The organism is Flavobacterium sp. CS20 (assembly GCF_018080005.1).
Lineage (GTDB): Bacteria > Bacteroidota > Bacteroidia > Flavobacteriales > Flavobacteriaceae > Psychroflexus.
Genome location: NZ_CP073015.1, coordinates 1,806,954 through 1,824,822 on the forward strand (window position 1 = coordinate 1,806,954; position 17,869 = coordinate 1,824,822).

A 17,869-nucleotide genomic window follows, 5' to 3' on the forward strand; every position below is an offset into this window, starting at 1 on the left:
ATTCATGGCTATTTTTAGTTTAATTTGCGTATGCCAAAGATACAAGACAAAATGCGACAGAAACTGATTTTGTGCCTAAAATTTTTTGTAACGCTCACAGGTTTGATGTTTGTGATTTGGTCTATTCAATCTTCTGAAACCGAATTTAGCTTGTTGTCTGAACATTGGAAAACCCAGCCACAAAATATTGTTCAGGCTATCTTGATTTTGGTTGTAGGTTCAGTTCTAAATTGGTTTGGCGAAATTAAAAAATGGCAAAAATTAGTCGGACATATTTCATTTATCGAAGCTCTAAAGCAAAGCTTAATCGGTCACAGTCTATCGCTTTTTACACCAAACAAATGGGGCGAATACGGTGGAAAATGCTTGTTTTATGCTAAAGAACAAACTTCAAAAATCATCGCTCTGACTGGGCTTGGACATTTGAGCCAATTGATGATGACTTTGACATTTGGAAGCTTTGGGTTATTGTTGATTTACAACTCATTAGAAAGCTTTGAGATGTTGCAATTAAAATGGTCTTGGATGATTTTAACATCATTTCTTTTAATTGGCATTGCTTTGTGTTTTAAGGTTGTTAGGACAAAACTTTGGTCGATTTGGTTGCAGTTTAAAAATATAAAGTCAAAGAAAATCACAACGACTTTGCTTTGGAGTGGTTTTAGATATATGGTTTTTGCACATCAATTTTTATTTTTGCTGTGGTGTTTTGGTGTTGAAGTGAGTTATGTTTTGGGTTTAAGTTTGATAAGTTCGGTTTATATTTTGTCTTCAATTGTTCCAGTTCTATCCATAGGCGATGCGGTTGTTAAAGGAAGTATAGCTGTGGTTTTGATGTCGTTTGTTGGCGCTTCAGTTTCGACAGTTTTACTCACGGTATTTTTGATGTGGATAAGCAATGTGTTAATCCCTGCCAGTTTTGGTTATTTTTGGTTGTGGTCTTGGCAACCTAATTTTTTAAAAGCCAAAGCATGATCATCTTCAGTATCATTGTGGTTTTGATTTATTCGGCTGTTATGCTGTTTTACACTTCTAAATTTAAGTCTTTTTCAACTGAGGATACCAAATTTGTTAAGCCACAAACTTACTTTTCAATACTCATCCCTTTTAGAAATGAAGCCGAAAATTTACCTCAGCTTTTAAAAAGCTTAAGTGCGTTAAATTATCCAAAAAATCTTTTTAAAATTTATCTTGTTAACGATCATTCTGAAGATGATTCCAAAGCCATTTGTTTAAAATATATTGAAAAATTAGATTTAAAAAATACTTTGGTTTTAGATAATAAAAACTTAGCGACATCGCCCAAAAAAAGTGCAATACTCACCGCTTTAGAACAGATTAAATCAGGCTATGTGATCACGACGGATGCAGATTGTTTGTTGCCAGAACATTGGCTTTTACATTTTGACCATTGCATACAAAAAACAAAAGCTCAATTAATTGCTGGATCGGTTCGGATTGCAGAAGAAAATACATTTTGGCAAAAGTTTCAAGTTTTGGATTTGATGAGTTTGCAAGTGATTGGTTTAGGTAGTTTTAAAACTAAAAATGCACTGATGTGCAATGCAGCAAACTTAGCTTACAATGTCAAAACACTTAAAGAATTAAATGCTTTTGATCAACATCAACAACACATCAGTGGCGATGATATTTTTACGCTTCAAGCTTTTCAAAATGCAGGGAAAACCATAAAAGCATTGGTTCACCCAAATACTGTGGTATGGACAAAAGCTGAGCAAAATTTTAAAGATTTAACCCAACAACGCATTCGCTGGGCATCGAAAGCTAAACATTATCAAAACAATACTTTGATTGGATTAGGAGTTTTGGTGTTTTTAACCAATTTGATTTTGGTTGTAAGTTTGGGTTTTACTTTGGTCTTTGAAAGTTTTAGAAACTGGTTTTGGTTGTTGTGGGTTTTAAAATTAATCACAGATTTTATGGTTCTAAAAACAGGAAATCAGTTTTTTAAAACAAGCTTATGTGCTCGAGATTATTTATTATTATTGCTGGTTTATCCTTTTGTTAGCGTGTATTTCGCGGTTTTGTCTTTCGGAGGAAAATTCAATTGGAAAGATCGTCATTATAAAATTTAGTTGACTTTTAAAATGATTGGCAATTCAAATTTTACATTTACAGGAATACCACGTTTTTGTGCTGGATAGATTTGAGGTGCTTTTTCAAAAATACGTTGAAAAGTTTTGTTTAAATCCATTTTAGAATTGAGCAGATCTAATTGGATTTTTCCTGTTTTATTAATTTTTAAAAAAAGATGTAGTGTATCATTTTCAAGAAGTTCAACGTCTAAAGCATCTAAATAGGGTTTGAGCCATAGGTGTAGATGTTGTTCAAAACAAGATTGTTGAACTTCACGTGAAGCTGTTTCATCACAGGTTTTAAATAGTGGGAAGCGGTCAACTTCTTTAAAATTGATGGTTTTAAGCTCTTTTTGAGCAATATCCTCAGCATCTACTTTTTTAAAGTTGCTTTGTTTGCATGACCAAAACAAAGTGAGAATTAAAATATACACCAAAAATTTCATGGGCTAAAAATAAGCAATTAAACTTGCTTGACTAAATTCAATTTCCCATATGAAATACAAATTGTGATTTTATCAACTTAAAATTTAATCACTTAAAGCTTCAGCACCAGCAACAATTTCCAAAATTTCACTGGTAATTGCGACTTGTCGTGCTTTGTTGTAAGTTAATTTTAAACCATCTCTAAGCTCAGTGGCATTTTCTGTTGCTTTGTGCATAGCCGTCATACGTGCACCGTGTTCAGATGCAAAAGAATCTCTTAAGGCTTTATACAATTGAATATTCAAAGCTTTAGGCATCAACTCTCTGATGATTTCTTGTTTTTCAGGTTCAAAGATATAATCGAGTTGTTGTGGCTTTTCTTCTACGGTTTTTTGAGCAACAAGTGGCAAATAATCTTCTGCTTCTACAATTTGTGTTGCCGCATTTTTAAAACAGTTATAAACCAAAATCACTTTATCAAACTTTTTGTCTTCAAACTTTTTGTTTGAACCGAATTGTAAAAACAAAATCAAAAATTCCATCTTGATGGTGTTCTTTGAAAAATGTCGTAAGTTGAACCGAATTTTTAAGTATCATTAACCTTTTTACCAATATTGAGAACTTCTACGTCTTGATTATTATAGGTTTCTTTTTTAAGTTGATTAACTTTTTTAAATCATCAAAAATTTCTTGATGGTGTTCAAATTTTGCGACAGACACCATTTTCATGGCACTGGTGATCTGCATTGTAGAGCTTACAGAGCTGATTCGACTTCTAAGTTCTTTAAGGTTAGCCATAATGCTATCTTATAATTATGCGTTATATTTTGAGGCTATTTCTGCAGCAGACTTCTTCAAGTGCTTGCGTAGCTTCATCAGTTAACTTACCTGATTTTAAATCCTGCAAAGCATTTTGGTGCTTAGCGTTGAGGTAAGTCAAATAATCTTTTTCAAACTCTTTAACTTTGTCAATTGGAACATTTCTCAATAAGTTTTTAGTTCCAGCATAAACTACAGCAATTTGATCTTCAACTTTATAAGGATCTGATTCTGCTTGTTTTAGCAACTCCACGTTGCGTTGTCCTTTATCAATAGTTCTTTTGGTTGAGGCATCTAAATCTGAACCAAATTTAGCAAATGCTTCAAGTTCACGGTATTGGGCTTGGTCAAGTTTAAGTGTTCCAGCCACTTTTTTCATTGACTTGATTTGAGCCGAACCACCAACACGTGATACCGAAATACCCACATCAATTGCTGGACGAACGCCAGAGTTAAATAAATCAGAAGTTAAGAAAATCTGACCATCCGTAATTGAAATGACATTGGTTGGAATATAAGCTGAAACGTCGCCTGCTTGAGTTTCGATAATTGGTAATGCTGTTAATGAACCACCACCTTTGACTTTGTCTTTTAAGGGTTCTGGCAAGTCGTTCATTTGTTTGGCGATGGTATCGTCATTAATGATTTTTGCAGAACGCTCTAACAATCTTGAATGCAAATAGAAAACATCACCAGGATATGCTTCACGACCTGGCGGACGTCTTAAAAGTAATGAAACTTCACGATAAGCTACGGCTTGTTTAGACAAGTCATCGTAAATAATTAAAGCAGGGCGACCAGTGTCTCTAAAGTATTCGCCAATAGCCGCACCAGCAAGTGGAGCATAAACTTGCATAGCTGCTGGGTCTGAAGCGTTTGTCGCAATAATAGTTGTATAAGCTAAAGCACCGCGTTCTTCAAGTAAATTGGCAATTCCTGCAACAGTAGAAGCTTTTTGTCCTATGGCTACATAAATACAGTAAACAGGCTCACCAGCATCGTAAAATTCTTTTTGATTTAAAATGGTGTCAATACAAACCGATGTTTTACCCGTTTGACGGTCGCCAATAACCAACTCACGCTGTCCACGACCAACAGGCACCATAGCGTCAATAGATTTAATGCCAGTTTGTAAAGGTTCAGAAACAGGTTCTCTATAGATCACACCTGGTGCTTTACGCTCAATTGGCATTTGAAAAGTTTCGCCATCAATTGACCCTTTGCCATCAATAGGTTGACCTAAGGTATCAACAACACGACCAACAATGCCATCACCAACTTGGATAGAAGCAATTTTGTTGGTTCGCTTTACAACTTCACCTTCATTGATATGTGTAGATTTGCCAAAAATAACAACCCCAACATTATCTTCAGCAAGGTTAAGAACCATACCTTTAAGACCATTTTCAAATTCTACGAGTTCTCCATATTCAGCATTGGTCAAGCCATAAATATTAGCAATACCATCACCGACGTTTAAGACGGTTCCAACTTCGTCGAGAGAAGCTTTGGATTCAAATCCTGAGATTTGCTTTTTGATGATTGCTGAAATTTCAGCTGGATTAATTTCTGCCATAACTATTATGCGTTAAAATGTGATATTATGTTGTAAGTAAATTTCTTTTAAGTCTATTAAGTTTTCCTGATAAACTAGCGTCGTATTGTAAATCTTTAAGGTTTAAAATGAAACCGCCTATTAAATCTTCATCAACAGTAGTGCTAATTTGGGCTTCATCGCCTGTTATGTTTTTAATTTTTTGCTTCAAAGTCTCAATGATTTTGTCGTCTAATTTAATAGCAGAGCTAATATGGGTTTCTCTAATGTTGTGCAATTCATTATAAAGGCTCTTGTAAGATTGACATATCCATTTTAAATGGTCGAAACGATTGTTTTCTGCTAAAGTATCAAACAATTTATGCAAGATTTTATCTACATTTTTGAAAACCGCTTTAGCGATATCGCACTTGTCTTTGTTTTTAACCACAGGACTATTGAATATGCTTCTCAATTCAGAATTTTGGGTTATACTGTTTTGAATGAGTAACATATCCTCTAAGAGTTTGTCCATAGAGTTTCGTTCTTGAGCAAGATTTAAAATGGCTTTGGCATATCGTTTTGCAAGACGTTGTCCCATATAGAATGATTGATTAATTAAGCTTAACTTTTTCTAACTCTCTATCAACGAGTTTGTTTTGAGCTTTTTTATCTTTAAGTTCTTCTTTTAAAACCTTTTCAGCAATTTCAATAGAGTATTGAGCCACTTGTTGTCTCAACTCATCAATAGCGGCTTTCTTTTCATTTTGTATCGCGTTTTGTGCTTTAGCAATGATATCATCAGCTTTTTTTGCGGCTTCTTCGGCGGCTTCACTGATCATTTGGTTTTTCATTTGCTGAGCTTCCTTGAGCATAGCGTCACGCTCTTGACGAGCTTCTTGCTTCATTTTTTCATTATCAGCCTTGAGGCTTTGCATTTCCTTTTTGGCTTCTTCGGCAGAGTCAAGGGCTTTTTGGATGCCTTCTTCTCTTTTGTTTAAAGACTCAAGAATTGGTTTCCAAGCATATTTTTTTAATAGAAGTATTAAGACAACTAAGACAAGAATTTGCCAAAAGAACAGTCCAAACGAAAAATCTTCAACTAATTTCATGATGTATTATTTAATCTTTAAAAAATTTAAAAATTAAGCTTTACAGCCAACCGCCATAAAGCTTAATTGATTTGTTTACACTGCAAATAATGCAGCAAAAGCAACACCTTCCAAAAGTGCGACAATGATAATCATCGCTGTTTGAATTTTTCCGGTGGCTTCGGGTTGACGGGCTATAGCTTCCATAGCAGCACCACCGATCCTACCAAGACCAATACCTGCTCCAATGATTACTAAACCTGCACCTACCATTACTGGGATTTCCATAATTAAACTATTTAAAATTAAACTTCAATTCAAAAAAAAAAAACTTAAACTACTGGCACGTCTTCGCTGTGATTGTCGTGTTCTTCAACAGCCATACCGATATATAATGCACTTAATAATGTAAAAATATAAGCCTGTAAAAAGGCGACTAATAATTCAATGACTGATATCATAATGGTGAAACCAAAAAATACTGGTCCTGCAATCCAGTTTTGCATAATGACTATCAGACCTAATAAACTCATAATAACCACGTGACCTGCAGTCATATTGGCAAATAGACGTATCATCAGAGCAAAAGGCTTTGTAAACATGCCTAAAATTTCAATCGGGATCAATATAATTTTCATAGGAACAGGAACACCAGGCATCCAAAAGATATGTTTCCAATAATTTTTATTACCACTAAACTGAACAATAATGAAAGTTACCAAAGCTAAAGCAAAAGTTACTGCAATATTTCCAGTAACATTAAAACCAAACGGCGTCATACCCAATAGGTTTAATAACCAAATAAAAAAGAATACTGTTAAAAGAAAAGACATGTATTTTTTATACTTCGGACCAATGTTGGGCTTGGCAATATCGTCTCTGACATAAATCACTAAAGGCTCTAAAAACCGACCAATGCCTTTTGGAATTTGATTTTTTTGGTAAGATTTAGCAAGACTTGTAAACATCCAAAGCAATAAAGCCGAAGCTAATATCATACCTATTAAATTCTTAGTAATAGAAAAATCTAATGGCTTTTCGTTTTCTACAAAACCTTTTTCGTCATAAGTGATTGTTCCTTCTGCATCTGTTTTGTAAATTTTGCTGTGATATAATTTGTAATGTTGACCATTAATTTCAACTAATTCTTCGCCATGATGAAATTTTGAAGCAGAAAAAACATGTAATCCATTTTCTTTATCATAAATGATAACTGGTAGAGGAAACCCAAAATGTTTACCAGTTTCGCCATCAGAAAAAAAGGTAAAATAGTGCGAATCGTCTATATGATGTTCAATATAGGCATCTATTTCTTCTTCAGTATCAACCTGACCTCCGTGCTCTTGATCGGACTTTTTATCACTTGTTGCAAAACTTACCCATGAAGTCATCATAAATAAAAGCACAAAAGCTGTAAGACGAGATGTCATTTGCATGTAATATGGTTTTCCTAATTTGGGTGCAAAAGTAATCAAAAAAATAAATTTAAAATGAGATTTTACTCAAATTTTATTTTGAAGAAAATGGGCTTAAAATTTGGCTTTATTTAAGTAACTAACAAGCACTAAAATTTCTATAATCATACACAAAATATAAGGAATAAAAAACAGTAAAAAGTTATCTCGATTAACATCTATAGAATTGAGTTTTGTGTAAACTAAAAAAACAGTGATTTTTATAAATCCTAAACCCATAAAGATAAAACCAATATAGCGTTTTAGTATGTTTTTAAGCCATATTACAAGCAATACAAAAGGCACGGTAAACAACAAATTAAAAACATAAGTAAATTGAAGCCTCAAGTTTTCATCTTCGTCGGTCAAATTATTCTGAATGAGATATGCTGGAATAATAAGAAGAATGAGTAAACCAAAAAATCGAAAGAAGATAGATGAATTTTTCAATTGACTATGAGTCTAAATTTTTGACTTGTTTCAGCAACAAATATAAACTTGAAAAAACACCAAACAAAATTAAACCTAAGGTGAACCAAGCCGTTGAAGTTTGAAAATAAGCATCGAGTTTTTTACCAATATAAGCACAAACAAAAATGATCACACCCATTTGGATGCCAGCACCAGTAAGAGCTATCCATTTATTGGGTCGCTTTGGTTTTTTTGAGTTCTGCTGTTCCTTTTCGCTCATCATCAAGTGATTTTACATTACCTTTCATTTGGCAGGTTGCATTGAAAACAGCTCCGTTTTCTACCACAAGTTGGTCTGTGATGACATCACCTGAGATATGAGATGTGCTTTTAAGAGTTAAGCAAGAATTAACTTTTAAAGTCCCTGTGAATTTACCTTCAACATCTGCATTCTCACATACAACTTCGCCGTTAATTTGACCCGTTTCGCCTATAACGACTTTACCTTTAATATTAAGGTTACCTTCGAGTTCGCCTTCTATTCTAAAACTGCCTTCAGAAGTAATATCACCAGTTAAGGTTGTGCCTTGTGAGATTTTATTTTGCTCTTTAGAAAAGTCTGGTTTTTGGTTTTTTTTGTCTGAAAACATCTTTCTATTTGTTTAAATGGTTCAAATATTGATCAAGGTTTTTATAAATTTGGACTATACTATAATTTTCATCTGAGATGGCAAAGTAATTAAAATCTTTTGAAATTTTTCCTTCTTTGATTAAAATTTCTGCTAAACCTTGTGCTCCTAATAGACTATTTAGACCAGAAATAACTACAAAATTTTGTGAAGAAGTGTAAATTTCTTTGTTGATTCTAAAATCATATTCTAAATCTTCAAAGCTGGTTTTTAATTGTTTCAAAAAATCTTCAAGAACCTGATTATCATTAAAGTAATAAACTAATTTATAAGTTTCTTGGTCGGTATCTGGCTTAAACTTGTTTTGCGTAACTTTGCTTTTCAGTTCCCTGTATCGCTTTTGAGCAAATTTACCTTCATCTGATTGTGGGTAAGTTAAGGCTACATAATTTAAGGCTTCTTTATAAGCTTCTATACCATCAATTTTGGCTATTGCATAAGCTTTTAGCAATTCAAACTTAGGAGCTATGGGTCGGCCAACGAGTTGCTTTGTGTAAATGTCTGCTTGCTGAATTACATAATCATACTGTTGATTTTCGTATGCTTTGTAGAGATTTTTATATATATTTTGGGGATTATTTTCGCTGTCTTTAAATTTTTTAGGATTTAAAAGTAAGGTCGCATATTCGCTTTCAGGATATTCGTTTATTATTTTATTTTTCCATTTGTTTTTGGCGTCAGTATTTTGTTGTGCTTCCGCAATTAGGTAAAGATTGTAAATACTCGGCAAAATTAAGCGTTCTTCTGGATGGCTATCAAGTAAGTTTTCAAATTTATCTTTTGCTAACTGGTATTCTTTGAATTTTTCTTTATAAATCACGCCGAGTTGATAGTAGGCAAAATTACGATCTATCCAAAGGCTATCAATTATATTTTGGTCTGTTGGAATTTGTGAAATATAAGTTTCAGGCTGATATTTTGGATCGTTTTCAAAAGGATCTACATCTTCTTTATTTTCTTCTTCATTATTTTTGGTATTTCTTTTGCCACCATATTTCCAATTATCGTTTAGTTCAATATTGCCCCAAGTTTGTTTAAATTCGAGCAATCCTTTTTGAGCTTGATTGGTATCATAAAAATAAAAACTTGCATTGCCTGAAGAATTTTCTCTGTTGTTTGATGTATTGTTTCTATCAAGACCTAATTTGCTTTGATTTTTAACACTATTTCTTTTAAATGTAGGTGATGAACTGTTAAGAGCTTTTTGAGATGCTGATTGTTGTGCAAAAACACTTTGAGCTTCTTCTTTAAGGTTTTCTACATAATTATTAAAATAAGCAAGCTGTTCTTCTTTATTCATTTCAACCAACTTAATTATGCTATCTTTTTCGTTGGCAATACTTTCGTACTTTATAACATCGTCTAAGCTTTTTCTTTTTTTAGCAATAATTCTATACTCGCGTTTACTTTTATCTATATGGGTTAATGTGCTGTCGTAATAAGCTCCAGCGGTTTTATAATTATTTTGGTCAAAATAAATTTGTGCTAATCTTAAATAATCTCTTGAATATAAGTATTTGTCTTTTGGATTTCTTGCAAGCGATTTGTTGTAATAATCTATAGCTAAATCAATAGAATCTAAATCGTTATGGTATTCAGCATAATCGAAATAAATAAAATCTAAAAACGGTCTATTTTCTCGATTTTCCATCAATTCGTTGTATTGGCTTTTCATGTAAGCATAATCTACAGTATCCTGATTTATATTTTTAAGTCGCTCAAGCTTGGCGTGAATCATATAATCACGAGGCGATTTGCGGTTGAGATCAATCACTTTTTGATAGGTATAGTTGGCACTATCCATTTGATTGAGTTGGTCAAAAAGTTGAGCTTTTATGTATAGAAAACGTCCTTTTTTATGATTATCTTTTGTATAATAAATTGCTTTATTTAAAGGTTCAATGGCTTGATTATAATTATTGTTCAAAATATGAGCTTCGGCTAAAATGCTATTGAGGTGAGTTTGTTCTTCCTCGGTTAAATCAGAATATTCAGATTGAATTTTGAGGAGGTTTTGCAAAGCCAATTCGTAATAGTTAAGCCGCATATTGACTTTTTCTGTCCAAATTTTAGCATCTACAATACCACTACTTTCAGGATAATGGTTCAGGACATAACGAAAAGCATCTTTGGCTTGAATATAACGATGACTGTAGTAGCGAGCTTTGCCGAGAAGAATAAAAGCTTCATCAATTTGATAGTTATATTCTTCTCCAGCAATATACATGGAGTGTTTTTGAATAGCTTTAGTCGCTTTTTCTTCAGCTCTTTTAAAATCAGGATTTTTAGCTTCGTTTTGTTGAGTTTTGGTTTCAAAAATATCGGGAGTTGGTGGCTTTTCTTGCATGCGTTCTACAGGCAAAATGTCCCAATAATTTTCAGGATATTCGGTTTCAACAGTTTGAATCCCATCTTCAACTGCTAAATTGCCGTGATAAATGGTATTGTAATAGGTGTTCATCGCATGCCAATTGCGGTTGACAAACTTGTTCTTTTGTGTTGAACATGCAGAAACGAGCAATGCGAGAATTACTAAAGATAAAAAATTATTGATGTTAAATTTCAAATTCAAAAAAATTGACGTCAGTTGGATAACAAGTTATTATGTAAATTATTATAAAATCACTTGACAAAAATAGGGTTCTTTTTGGAAACAGAAGACAATTTAATTATTTGAAAAGAAATTTGCTATCAGGTATAAGTTGATTTTTGTAATTTTAATTTTTTAATCCACTTTATGAAACATGCTTATCAACAAGCCAAATCCCTTCTGCAAAAGGCTCAATCTTCAAACGGTTTTTTGGTCGCCGTTAATGAAATAGCCAATTATAAACGCATTTGGGCTAGAGATGGTGTCATTTGTGGTTTAGCTACTTTACTAGATGGCGATAAAGACTTGGTCAAAACAATGAAAGATACTTTAGAAACTCTAGCCAAACATCAGCATCAATTCGGGAATATTCCTTCTAATGTCAATGTAGAAACGGGAGAAGTTAGTTTTGGCGGTTTGGCGGGTCGTGTAGATACTTTAGCTTGGTTTGTTATTGGAGTTTGTCAGTATTCAGCTTTCACTGATGAGCGTTCTTTTTTTGACAAGATGAAACCTGGTATGCAAAAATGTTTTAAACTTATGCAAGCTTGGGAATTTAATCACAGCGATTTGATGTATGTGCCTAGAAGTGGCAATTGGGCTGATGAATATCCCACCGAAGGTTTTATTTTGTATGACCAACTCCTTAGAGTTTGGGCTATGAGATGTTATTTGCATTTTGAAAAAGATGATAATTTAGCACAAAAACATAAAGCTATTCTTGCTAAAATTCAATTAAACTACAAAAAGCAAGATGAAACGACAAATGTTTATCATCCTAAAGCTTATAAACAGCTCAAAAAACTAGATTATTGGGCAGTTAGCCTTGAGCCTGCGGGCTATCAAACCCAATTTGACGCTTTTGCTAATAGTTTGGCATTAATGCTTAATATTGGCAATGATGAATCTGATAAAAAACTACTAACCTATTGTCTAAATCTACAAAATCAGCTTAAACTAAATTTGCTTCCTGCTTTTTGGACCGTCATTACAGAAAAAGATAAAGATTGGAATTTGTTGACTAATAATTGTAAATACGAATTTAGAAACTATCCTTATCAATTTCATAACGGAGGCACATGACTTGTAATCAATGGATTTTATGGAATTGGATTATGTCTTCAAGGTAAACAAAAAGAAGCTAAAGATGTTTTGGAACAAATAAATTTGCTCAACGCTAAGTTCGATTGGGGGTTTTATGAAAATTTTGATTCTAAAACACAAGAGCCGAACGGTGTGAAATTTTGCACTTGGAGTGCAAGATCAACAATGATGCTTACTGAATTTTTAAATGGAAAACAATGGATTGGACTCAAAAACCTATAGACGTCATTTCCACTGGCGAAATTCTCATCGATATGATTGGGCAACAAATGGATTGCCCGTTATCTGAAACTATTGAATTTCAGCGTTTTGTAGGTGGTTCGCCTGCAAATGTAGCTTTTAATTTAAACACGTTAAAATCAAATGTTCATTTTATAGGCAGTATTGGTCAAGATGGTTTGGGTAAATATATTTTAAGTGAATTTAAATCTCATAATTTAGCGATTAAAGGATTAAATCAAAGTTCAAAATTACCCACTACTCTAATCTTAGTTTCAAAAACCAGCCAAACTCCAGATTTCATTCCTTACCGAGGAGCTGATACTCAGATAAATTCAAACATGTTTTCAAAAGAAATTCTCCAACAAACCAAAGTGTTTCATACCACTTGTTTTGCTTTATCTAAAAACCCCGCACAAAATTCAATTTTAAAAGCGACTAAAACAGCTAAAACATTAGGTGCTGAATTGAGTATAGATTTGAATTATGCGTCACAAATTTGGTCAGACAAAACAGAAGCTGAAGTTATTATAGGAGAATACCTTCACCTGAATCCTTTATTGAAAATAAGCGAAGATGATGTGAGTCGTCTTCTTGACGCGTCTTTGAGTCACCAAGAAATTTTTAATTACTTTCAAAGTAAACACGGTGTAAAACGCATTTACTTAACCCTAGGAAGTCAAGGTGTTAAATATTTAGATATACATGGCAAAATCAATCATCTTCCAGCACAACCTATCAAAGAGATCAAAGACGTTACAGGAGCTGGCGATGCTTTTTGGTCTGGGTTTTTATATGGGTTTACAAAAAAATTTGACCAAGAGCAATGTTTGAAAATGGCGTTAAAATTGTCTGCTATTAAACTTCAGCACGTTGGTGGGCTTTCTGAAAACTTGAATTTGTTTTTGGAGTAATATAAAGTTCATCTTTATTACCAATACTAAAGAAATGTTCTAAATCGCTTACATTGAATTGATCTTTTAAATTCTACTTGAGCAAAAGTTTATTAAAAGTTTATTTTAGAAAGATCAAAAAATCATATTGTCTTATTAAAACAAAATGGGTTAATATCCTACAAAATCGGGATGACTTCACTGAACTCGTGCCTCGCTCGGGATAAACATTTTGGCAGATGTTCAATACAGTACTTCACGTCTCTCAGAGTTATGAACAGATTTTCTTTTATAAAAAAAGCCTCTCAATAAAAAGAGAAGCTTTGTGATTTGCCCCACACTAAGCGGAGATAAAGTGTACGGGCGGAGAGACTCGAACTCTCACACCTCTCGGCACTAGATCCTAAGTCTAGCGTGTCTACCAATTCCACCACGCCCGCAAAATTTTTTGCAAATATAAATAATGTCTGTGATTAAAAAATCAAATTGAAACCAAATTTTTAGTTAAAAACTCGAATACTATCACCATTAGCATTAAGCTGATAATTCATCAAAGCAAAAGACAGACCATCGTCAAGGGGTTGACCTGTAATCAAACTATATGAATTTGGATTTTGACAAGTCGATACTGCAGATAAACCATCAATTTGAAGTCTAGTGCAGTTGCTAGGAATTTCATTGGGGTCAGAAGCATCCCAAGCTAAAAATCCGCTCCCGGTGTTCACTACAATAATACCATCATTTCCAATGCCTTGTCCACCAACATATACGGCATTGCCAGTAAAGTTAAGCGGACTAAATTGAGGTAAAGTTAAATTTAAAATAATATCAAACTGAACATTCAATAAGTTCGGATTATTTTGTCTAGCATTATCATCACTACAAGCCTGTAGTCCAACACAAGTGATAAAAATTGACAACATAAGTTTAAGATTCATAAAATTTAAGGTTTATTTTTTTAATATTCGCAAATTTACTACTTTTGTAAGTTCAATCCCGTTGTATTCGGGATTTTTGTTTTTCATATAAATATAACGCATATGAGTAAGATTTCGTATTATACTGAAGAAGGATTGAAAAAACTAAAGAAAGAGTTAGACCAACTCAGAGATGTTGAGCGACCAAAAGCTTCGCAAGCCATAGCTGATGCTAGGGATAAAGGCGACTTGAGTGAGAATGCAGAATATGATCTTGCTAAAGAAGCTCAAGGCATGCTTGAAATGCAAATCGCCAAATTAGAAGAAATCGTAGCCAACGCCCGTGTGATTGATGAATCTCAGCTTGACACCTCTAAAGTTTTGATTCATAGTAATGTAAAAATAAAAAACAAAGCCAATAACCAAACTTTGACCTACAAACTCGTAGCACAGAGTGAAGCTGATTTAAAATCTGGTAAAATATCTGTGGACTCCCCTATTGGTAAAGGTTTACTCGGTAAAAAGCTGGTGAAATTGCTAAAGTTACCGTCCCAAACGGAAAATTAGAATTTGAGATTTTAGAAGTTAGTAGAGATTAATTGCTTAACCCAGTTTGTGCTGAACGCTTTTTTTTATCTAAATCTTAAACCTGAGTAAAAAGAGAATTGGTTTCAAAATTTCTCTTTTTTAAAGCTTTTTCAAATGCTTCACGATGCGTTTTGATATCTTTTACGTCTAACATGCCAAAAATTTATGGTGTAAATTAATTGGCAAATTTAGTAAAAGCTTTGGTTACAATTGAAGATTAAATAGAAATTATACAAAGCATAATGTAATTCAACTTTTTATCAAATTTGATATTTTTATTTTAATAAATTTTAAATTAAATTAGCTAGCTAATTTGACAATCAATTAATTATGAAAACTATAATATACATTTTTAGCCTAATGTTTTCGTTTTGTTTATTCTTTAACTACTCGCATTCTTATTCGCAAAACTCCCATATCAATACCGAGGGTTTATATAATGCTGAATTTATAGATAATATATTTATTGGGCATTTTGAGGATCTCGAAAATAAAAATGATAATGAGTTTCAAATCATGTTTTTTGATGGCTATTTAAAAACCTATGGGGAACAATGTGATGCCTATTTGCCAAAAGATAAAGTTAAAATCATGAAACAAGTTTGTAAAACAGAGCGGGTAACAACAGATTACCTTGGCACAGAAACCAGTAGATATTGTATTGAGTGGAAATGGGAATGGACTGGCTTATATGCACGTAAAGATTTATATGAAGCTAAAATGAACTTACAAAATAAATTTAGTGATGACGCTTTAAGAAGTACACTAGAAAAAATGACTAACCCCAATGCTGTAGGTAACTCTGTTGACCTAATGCACAAAGCCAAAGCTTTAAATTATGATATGAGCCAGATATTAAAACTAAACCCTTGTGATAGCAAATCTCTAAGACGTTTCGAAGAAAATCTTATTGCCTTTTCTGAAAATAGAGAAGGTATAAGAATGAAAGAAGATAGTAAATATAAAAAAGTTAAAGATTTGGGCGGACCTACAGAGAAGCAAAACTTAACTCAACTCCTTAATGATTTGATTTATGACCAAGCCAAAACTTGGGCTGTAAATAAATATGTAAATAATAGCATATCAAATATATCAATTACCTCTAAAGACAACAAGGGTCGCCCTTCAGTTATTACAGCTTATTATAATTATTCAAGCTTTTTTGGCAAAAGTCAAGGTTGGGCGAGGATAGTTTTTGATAATGGTTTACCTAAGTGCATATACTTTCATGATTATCCAAATAACTGTAAAACTCCTAAAGCAAATATTGTCAACAACTATGCCCTAAATAAATACAAAATTTGAGATGAACTTGAAGCAATCATAAATAATTTCTTTTATCTTAGATAATTCATCCTATTAATATCTATGATAAAGCCAGAATTACTATCACTTAATGACAAAGTTGCTATAATTTGTACAGCAAGGGCTGTTGATGAAAATGATTTAAAATCTGCTCTAAATATTCTTAATTCTTGGCAACTTCAACCCATCTTAGGACAAAGTATTGGATTAAAGCATCATCAGTTTGGCGGAACCGATGATGAAAGAGCGGCTGACTTACAACAACAAATTAACAACCCTGAAATAAAAGCCATTTGGTGTGCTAAAGGCGGTTATGGTACAGCCAGAATTATTGACCAAATAGATTTTACGCCATTGCTTAAAAATCCCAAATGGATCATTGGCTATTCTGATGTTACGGCTTTGCATTTACATCTTCAAAATATAGGCCTCTGCAGTCTTCACGCTCAGATGCCAGTAGATATTGAAAATAAGTCTAAAAAAACTCATAAAAGTTTAAAGCAAAGCTTGTTTAAAAATCCTTTTAATATTTACTATAAATCAAAATTCAAATCTCAATCTGGTCAAGCCCAAGGTCAACTTATTGGTGGAAACTTATCGGTATTATACTCGGTTTTAGGCTCTGAATCTATAGCGAGTTTTAAAGATAAAATTTTATTTCTTGAAGATTTAGATGAATATCTCTATCACATAGATCGAATGATGTTGAGCTTGAGCAGGCAAGGTTTACTCAAGCAACTAAAAGGCCTTATCATAGGCGGAATGACTGATATGAATGACAACTCTACGCCTTTCGGAAAAACAGCTTATGAAATAATAGAGCATTACACAAAAGATTTGAAAATCCCAATAGCTTACAATTGCCCAGCCGGACATCAGTTTGAGAATATTGCATTAACTTTAGGGGCTAAAATAAATCTTAATGTAAAAAACAATAAAATCTCTATAGAATATTAACACATGGCAGAGCACAATCAACTTGGTAAAGCTGGCGAAAGTTTGGCTTTAAAACTTCTTAAAGATAAAGGCTATGAGATTTTAGCTAAAAACTACCGATTTCAAAAAGCCGAAGTTGACATTATTGCTCTAAAAAACGAAACTTTGGTAGCCGTAGAAGTCAAAACCAGAAGCACGCCAGAATTTGGCAATCCACAAGAGTTTGTAAAACCTGCTCAAATGAAACGCCTTGTTGAGGCTGTTGACCATTTTGTTAATGAAAGACATTTAGACTACGAAGTGAGGTTTGATATAATCGGAATTATTAAAAATAAACTCGGCACCAGAATTGAACACCTTGAAGATGCGTTTTTGCATTTTTAAATTGTGTTATTGTTTCCCCATAAGATGCAGATAGCAAATCTCAACATTAAAATTGCATAATAATTTTCCTATATTAACCTGAGTTCGATTTATTGAAAGCTGTAAATCAGATGATTATATCTTTTTGTAAGCAAATTTTGCCATTTCGAACGAAGAATGAGGAGAAATCTTATCCTACTGAGATGTCTCGTCGCTCATGCTTCGCTCTATCGAGATGACAAATGATTAAATATCTGTATTTTATATGAATATATTTTATTGGAATTTATATCGAACTCACGTTATATTAACTGAATGTAAAATCTATTTACATTCCTAACTTTAGTTTAAAACCTTAGATAAACTTAATCAAATACATAGGAATTCAAACTTTGAGCAATAACAATTGTTTAACCAATTTACTCTATTTTCAT

At 33.0% G+C, this 17,869-nt stretch carries 17 protein-coding genes, 1 tRNA gene and 3 pseudogenes; 8 read left to right on the plus strand and 13 right to left on the minus strand.

Going from position 1 to position 17,869, the window contains the following annotated elements:
• Positions 1 to 30: 30 nt before the first annotated feature.
• Together IGB25_RS08585 and IGB25_RS08590 are read left to right on the plus strand one after the other, a co-directional pair.
• On the plus strand, positions 31 to 975 hold the full coding sequence (locus tag IGB25_RS08585) for a hypothetical protein (protein ID WP_211064653.1): 945 nt from the start codon (positions 31 to 33) through the stop codon (positions 973 to 975).
• Entirely contained in the window at positions 972 to 2,096 is a 1,125-nt protein-coding gene (locus tag IGB25_RS08590) for a glycosyltransferase (RefSeq protein ID WP_211064654.1), read from the plus strand. The genes IGB25_RS08585 and IGB25_RS08590 overlap by 4 nt, the downstream gene beginning before the upstream one ends.
• Here the strand turns inward: IGB25_RS08590 and IGB25_RS08595 are convergent.
• The 11 genes and pseudogenes from IGB25_RS08595 to IGB25_RS08650 form a co-directional block, all read right to left on the minus strand.
• Positions 2,093 to 2,542, minus strand: a complete 450-nt coding sequence (locus tag IGB25_RS08595) for a hypothetical protein (protein WP_211064655.1) — start codon at positions 2,540 to 2,542, stop codon at positions 2,093 to 2,095. The genes IGB25_RS08590 and IGB25_RS08595 overlap by 4 nt on opposite strands.
• 84 nt (positions 2,543 to 2,626) lie before the next feature.
• Positions 2,627 to 3,320, minus strand: a pseudogene (locus IGB25_RS15595) (F0F1 ATP synthase subunit gamma).
• A 15-nt stretch (positions 3,321 to 3,335) separates the two neighbouring features.
• Positions 3,336 to 4,917 (minus strand): annotated as a pseudogene (gene atpA / locus IGB25_RS08610) (F0F1 ATP synthase subunit alpha).
• A 25-nt stretch (positions 4,918 to 4,942) separates the two neighbouring features.
• Positions 4,943 to 5,476, minus strand: coding sequence for an ATP synthase F1 subunit delta (gene atpH, locus IGB25_RS08615; RefSeq protein ID WP_211064658.1), 534 nt, complete (start codon positions 5,474 to 5,476; stop codon positions 4,943 to 4,945).
• A gap of 13 nt (positions 5,477 to 5,489) precedes the next feature.
• Complete coding sequence (locus IGB25_RS08620) at positions 5,490 to 5,990, minus strand: F0F1 ATP synthase subunit B (RefSeq protein WP_211066886.1); 501 nt, start codon at positions 5,988 to 5,990, stop codon at positions 5,490 to 5,492.
• Positions 5,991 to 6,062: 72 nt separating this feature from the next.
• Positions 6,063 to 6,254 carry an ATP synthase F0 subunit C gene (gene atpE, locus IGB25_RS08625; RefSeq protein WP_211064659.1) on the minus strand — a complete coding sequence of 64 codons (192 nt, stop codon included), beginning with the start codon at positions 6,252 to 6,254 and terminating at the stop codon, positions 6,063 to 6,065.
• 44 nt (positions 6,255 to 6,298) lie between these two features.
• Positions 6,299 to 7,402, minus strand: a complete 1,104-nt coding sequence (gene atpB, locus IGB25_RS08630; protein ID WP_247653457.1) for a F0F1 ATP synthase subunit A — start codon at positions 7,400 to 7,402, stop codon at positions 6,299 to 6,301.
• A 93-nt stretch (positions 7,403 to 7,495) separates the two neighbouring features.
• On the minus strand, positions 7,496 to 7,870 hold the full coding sequence (locus tag IGB25_RS08635; RefSeq protein WP_211064660.1) for a hypothetical protein: 375 nt from the start codon (positions 7,868 to 7,870) through the stop codon (positions 7,496 to 7,498).
• A 4-nt stretch (positions 7,871 to 7,874) separates the two neighbouring features.
• The gene (locus IGB25_RS08640) at positions 7,875 to 8,111 is read right to left on the minus strand and encodes an AtpZ/AtpI family protein (protein ID WP_211064661.1); all 237 of its coding nucleotides are present in this window, start codon (positions 8,109 to 8,111) and stop codon (positions 7,875 to 7,877) included.
• Positions 8,062 to 8,481 (minus strand): polymer-forming cytoskeletal protein, encoded by a 420-nt coding sequence (locus IGB25_RS08645; RefSeq protein ID WP_211064662.1) that lies wholly within the window; start codon positions 8,479 to 8,481, stop codon positions 8,062 to 8,064. Before IGB25_RS08645 ends, IGB25_RS08640 begins: the two co-directional genes overlap by 50 nt.
• 4 nt (positions 8,482 to 8,485) lie before the next feature.
• Entirely contained in the window at positions 8,486 to 11,086 is a 2,601-nt protein-coding gene (locus IGB25_RS08650; protein WP_247653458.1) for a tetratricopeptide repeat protein, read from the minus strand.
• A 171-nt stretch (positions 11,087 to 11,257) separates the two neighbouring features.
• On the opposite strand from IGB25_RS08650, the gene IGB25_RS08655 reads away from it, so the two are divergent.
• Both IGB25_RS08655 and IGB25_RS08660 read left to right on the plus strand, forming a co-directional pair.
• Positions 11,258 to 12,193 (plus strand): glycoside hydrolase 100 family protein, encoded by a 936-nt coding sequence (locus tag IGB25_RS08655; protein WP_247653459.1) that lies wholly within the window; start codon positions 11,258 to 11,260, stop codon positions 12,191 to 12,193.
• 218 nt (positions 12,194 to 12,411) lie between these two features.
• Positions 12,412 to 13,347: a carbohydrate kinase family protein gene (locus IGB25_RS08660; RefSeq protein WP_211064663.1), complete on the plus strand. Its 936-nt coding sequence runs from the start codon at positions 12,412 to 12,414 to the stop codon at positions 13,345 to 13,347.
• Positions 13,348 to 13,684: 337 nt separating this feature from the next.
• On the opposite strand, the gene IGB25_RS08665 is transcribed toward IGB25_RS08660, so the two are convergent.
• Positions 13,685 to 13,766 (minus strand) — tRNA-Leu (locus IGB25_RS08665).
• Positions 13,767 to 13,826: 60 nt separating this feature from the next.
• The gene (locus IGB25_RS08670; RefSeq protein ID WP_247653461.1) at positions 13,827 to 14,264 is read right to left on the minus strand and encodes a hypothetical protein; all 438 of its coding nucleotides are present in this window, start codon (positions 14,262 to 14,264) and stop codon (positions 13,827 to 13,829) included.
• A gap of 102 nt (positions 14,265 to 14,366) precedes the next feature.
• Between IGB25_RS08670 and greA the strand changes: the two are divergent.
• The 4 genes and pseudogenes from greA to IGB25_RS08690 all read left to right on the plus strand — a co-directional run bounded on the left by greA (position 14,367) and on the right by IGB25_RS08690 (position 17,456).
• Positions 14,367 to 14,842, plus strand: a pseudogene (gene greA, locus IGB25_RS08675) (transcription elongation factor GreA).
• 319 nt (positions 14,843 to 15,161) lie between these two features.
• On the plus strand, positions 15,162 to 16,136 hold the full coding sequence (locus IGB25_RS08680) for a hypothetical protein (RefSeq protein ID WP_211064664.1): 975 nt from the start codon (positions 15,162 to 15,164) through the stop codon (positions 16,134 to 16,136).
• Positions 16,137 to 16,199: 63 nt separating this feature from the next.
• Positions 16,200 to 17,093, plus strand: coding sequence for an LD-carboxypeptidase (locus IGB25_RS08685; RefSeq protein WP_211064665.1), 894 nt, complete (start codon positions 16,200 to 16,202; stop codon positions 17,091 to 17,093).
• A 3-nt stretch (positions 17,094 to 17,096) separates the two neighbouring features.
• Positions 17,097 to 17,456 (plus strand): YraN family protein, encoded by a 360-nt coding sequence (locus IGB25_RS08690; RefSeq protein WP_211064666.1) that lies wholly within the window; start codon positions 17,097 to 17,099, stop codon positions 17,454 to 17,456.
• Positions 17,457 to 17,869: the final 413 nt, after the last annotated feature.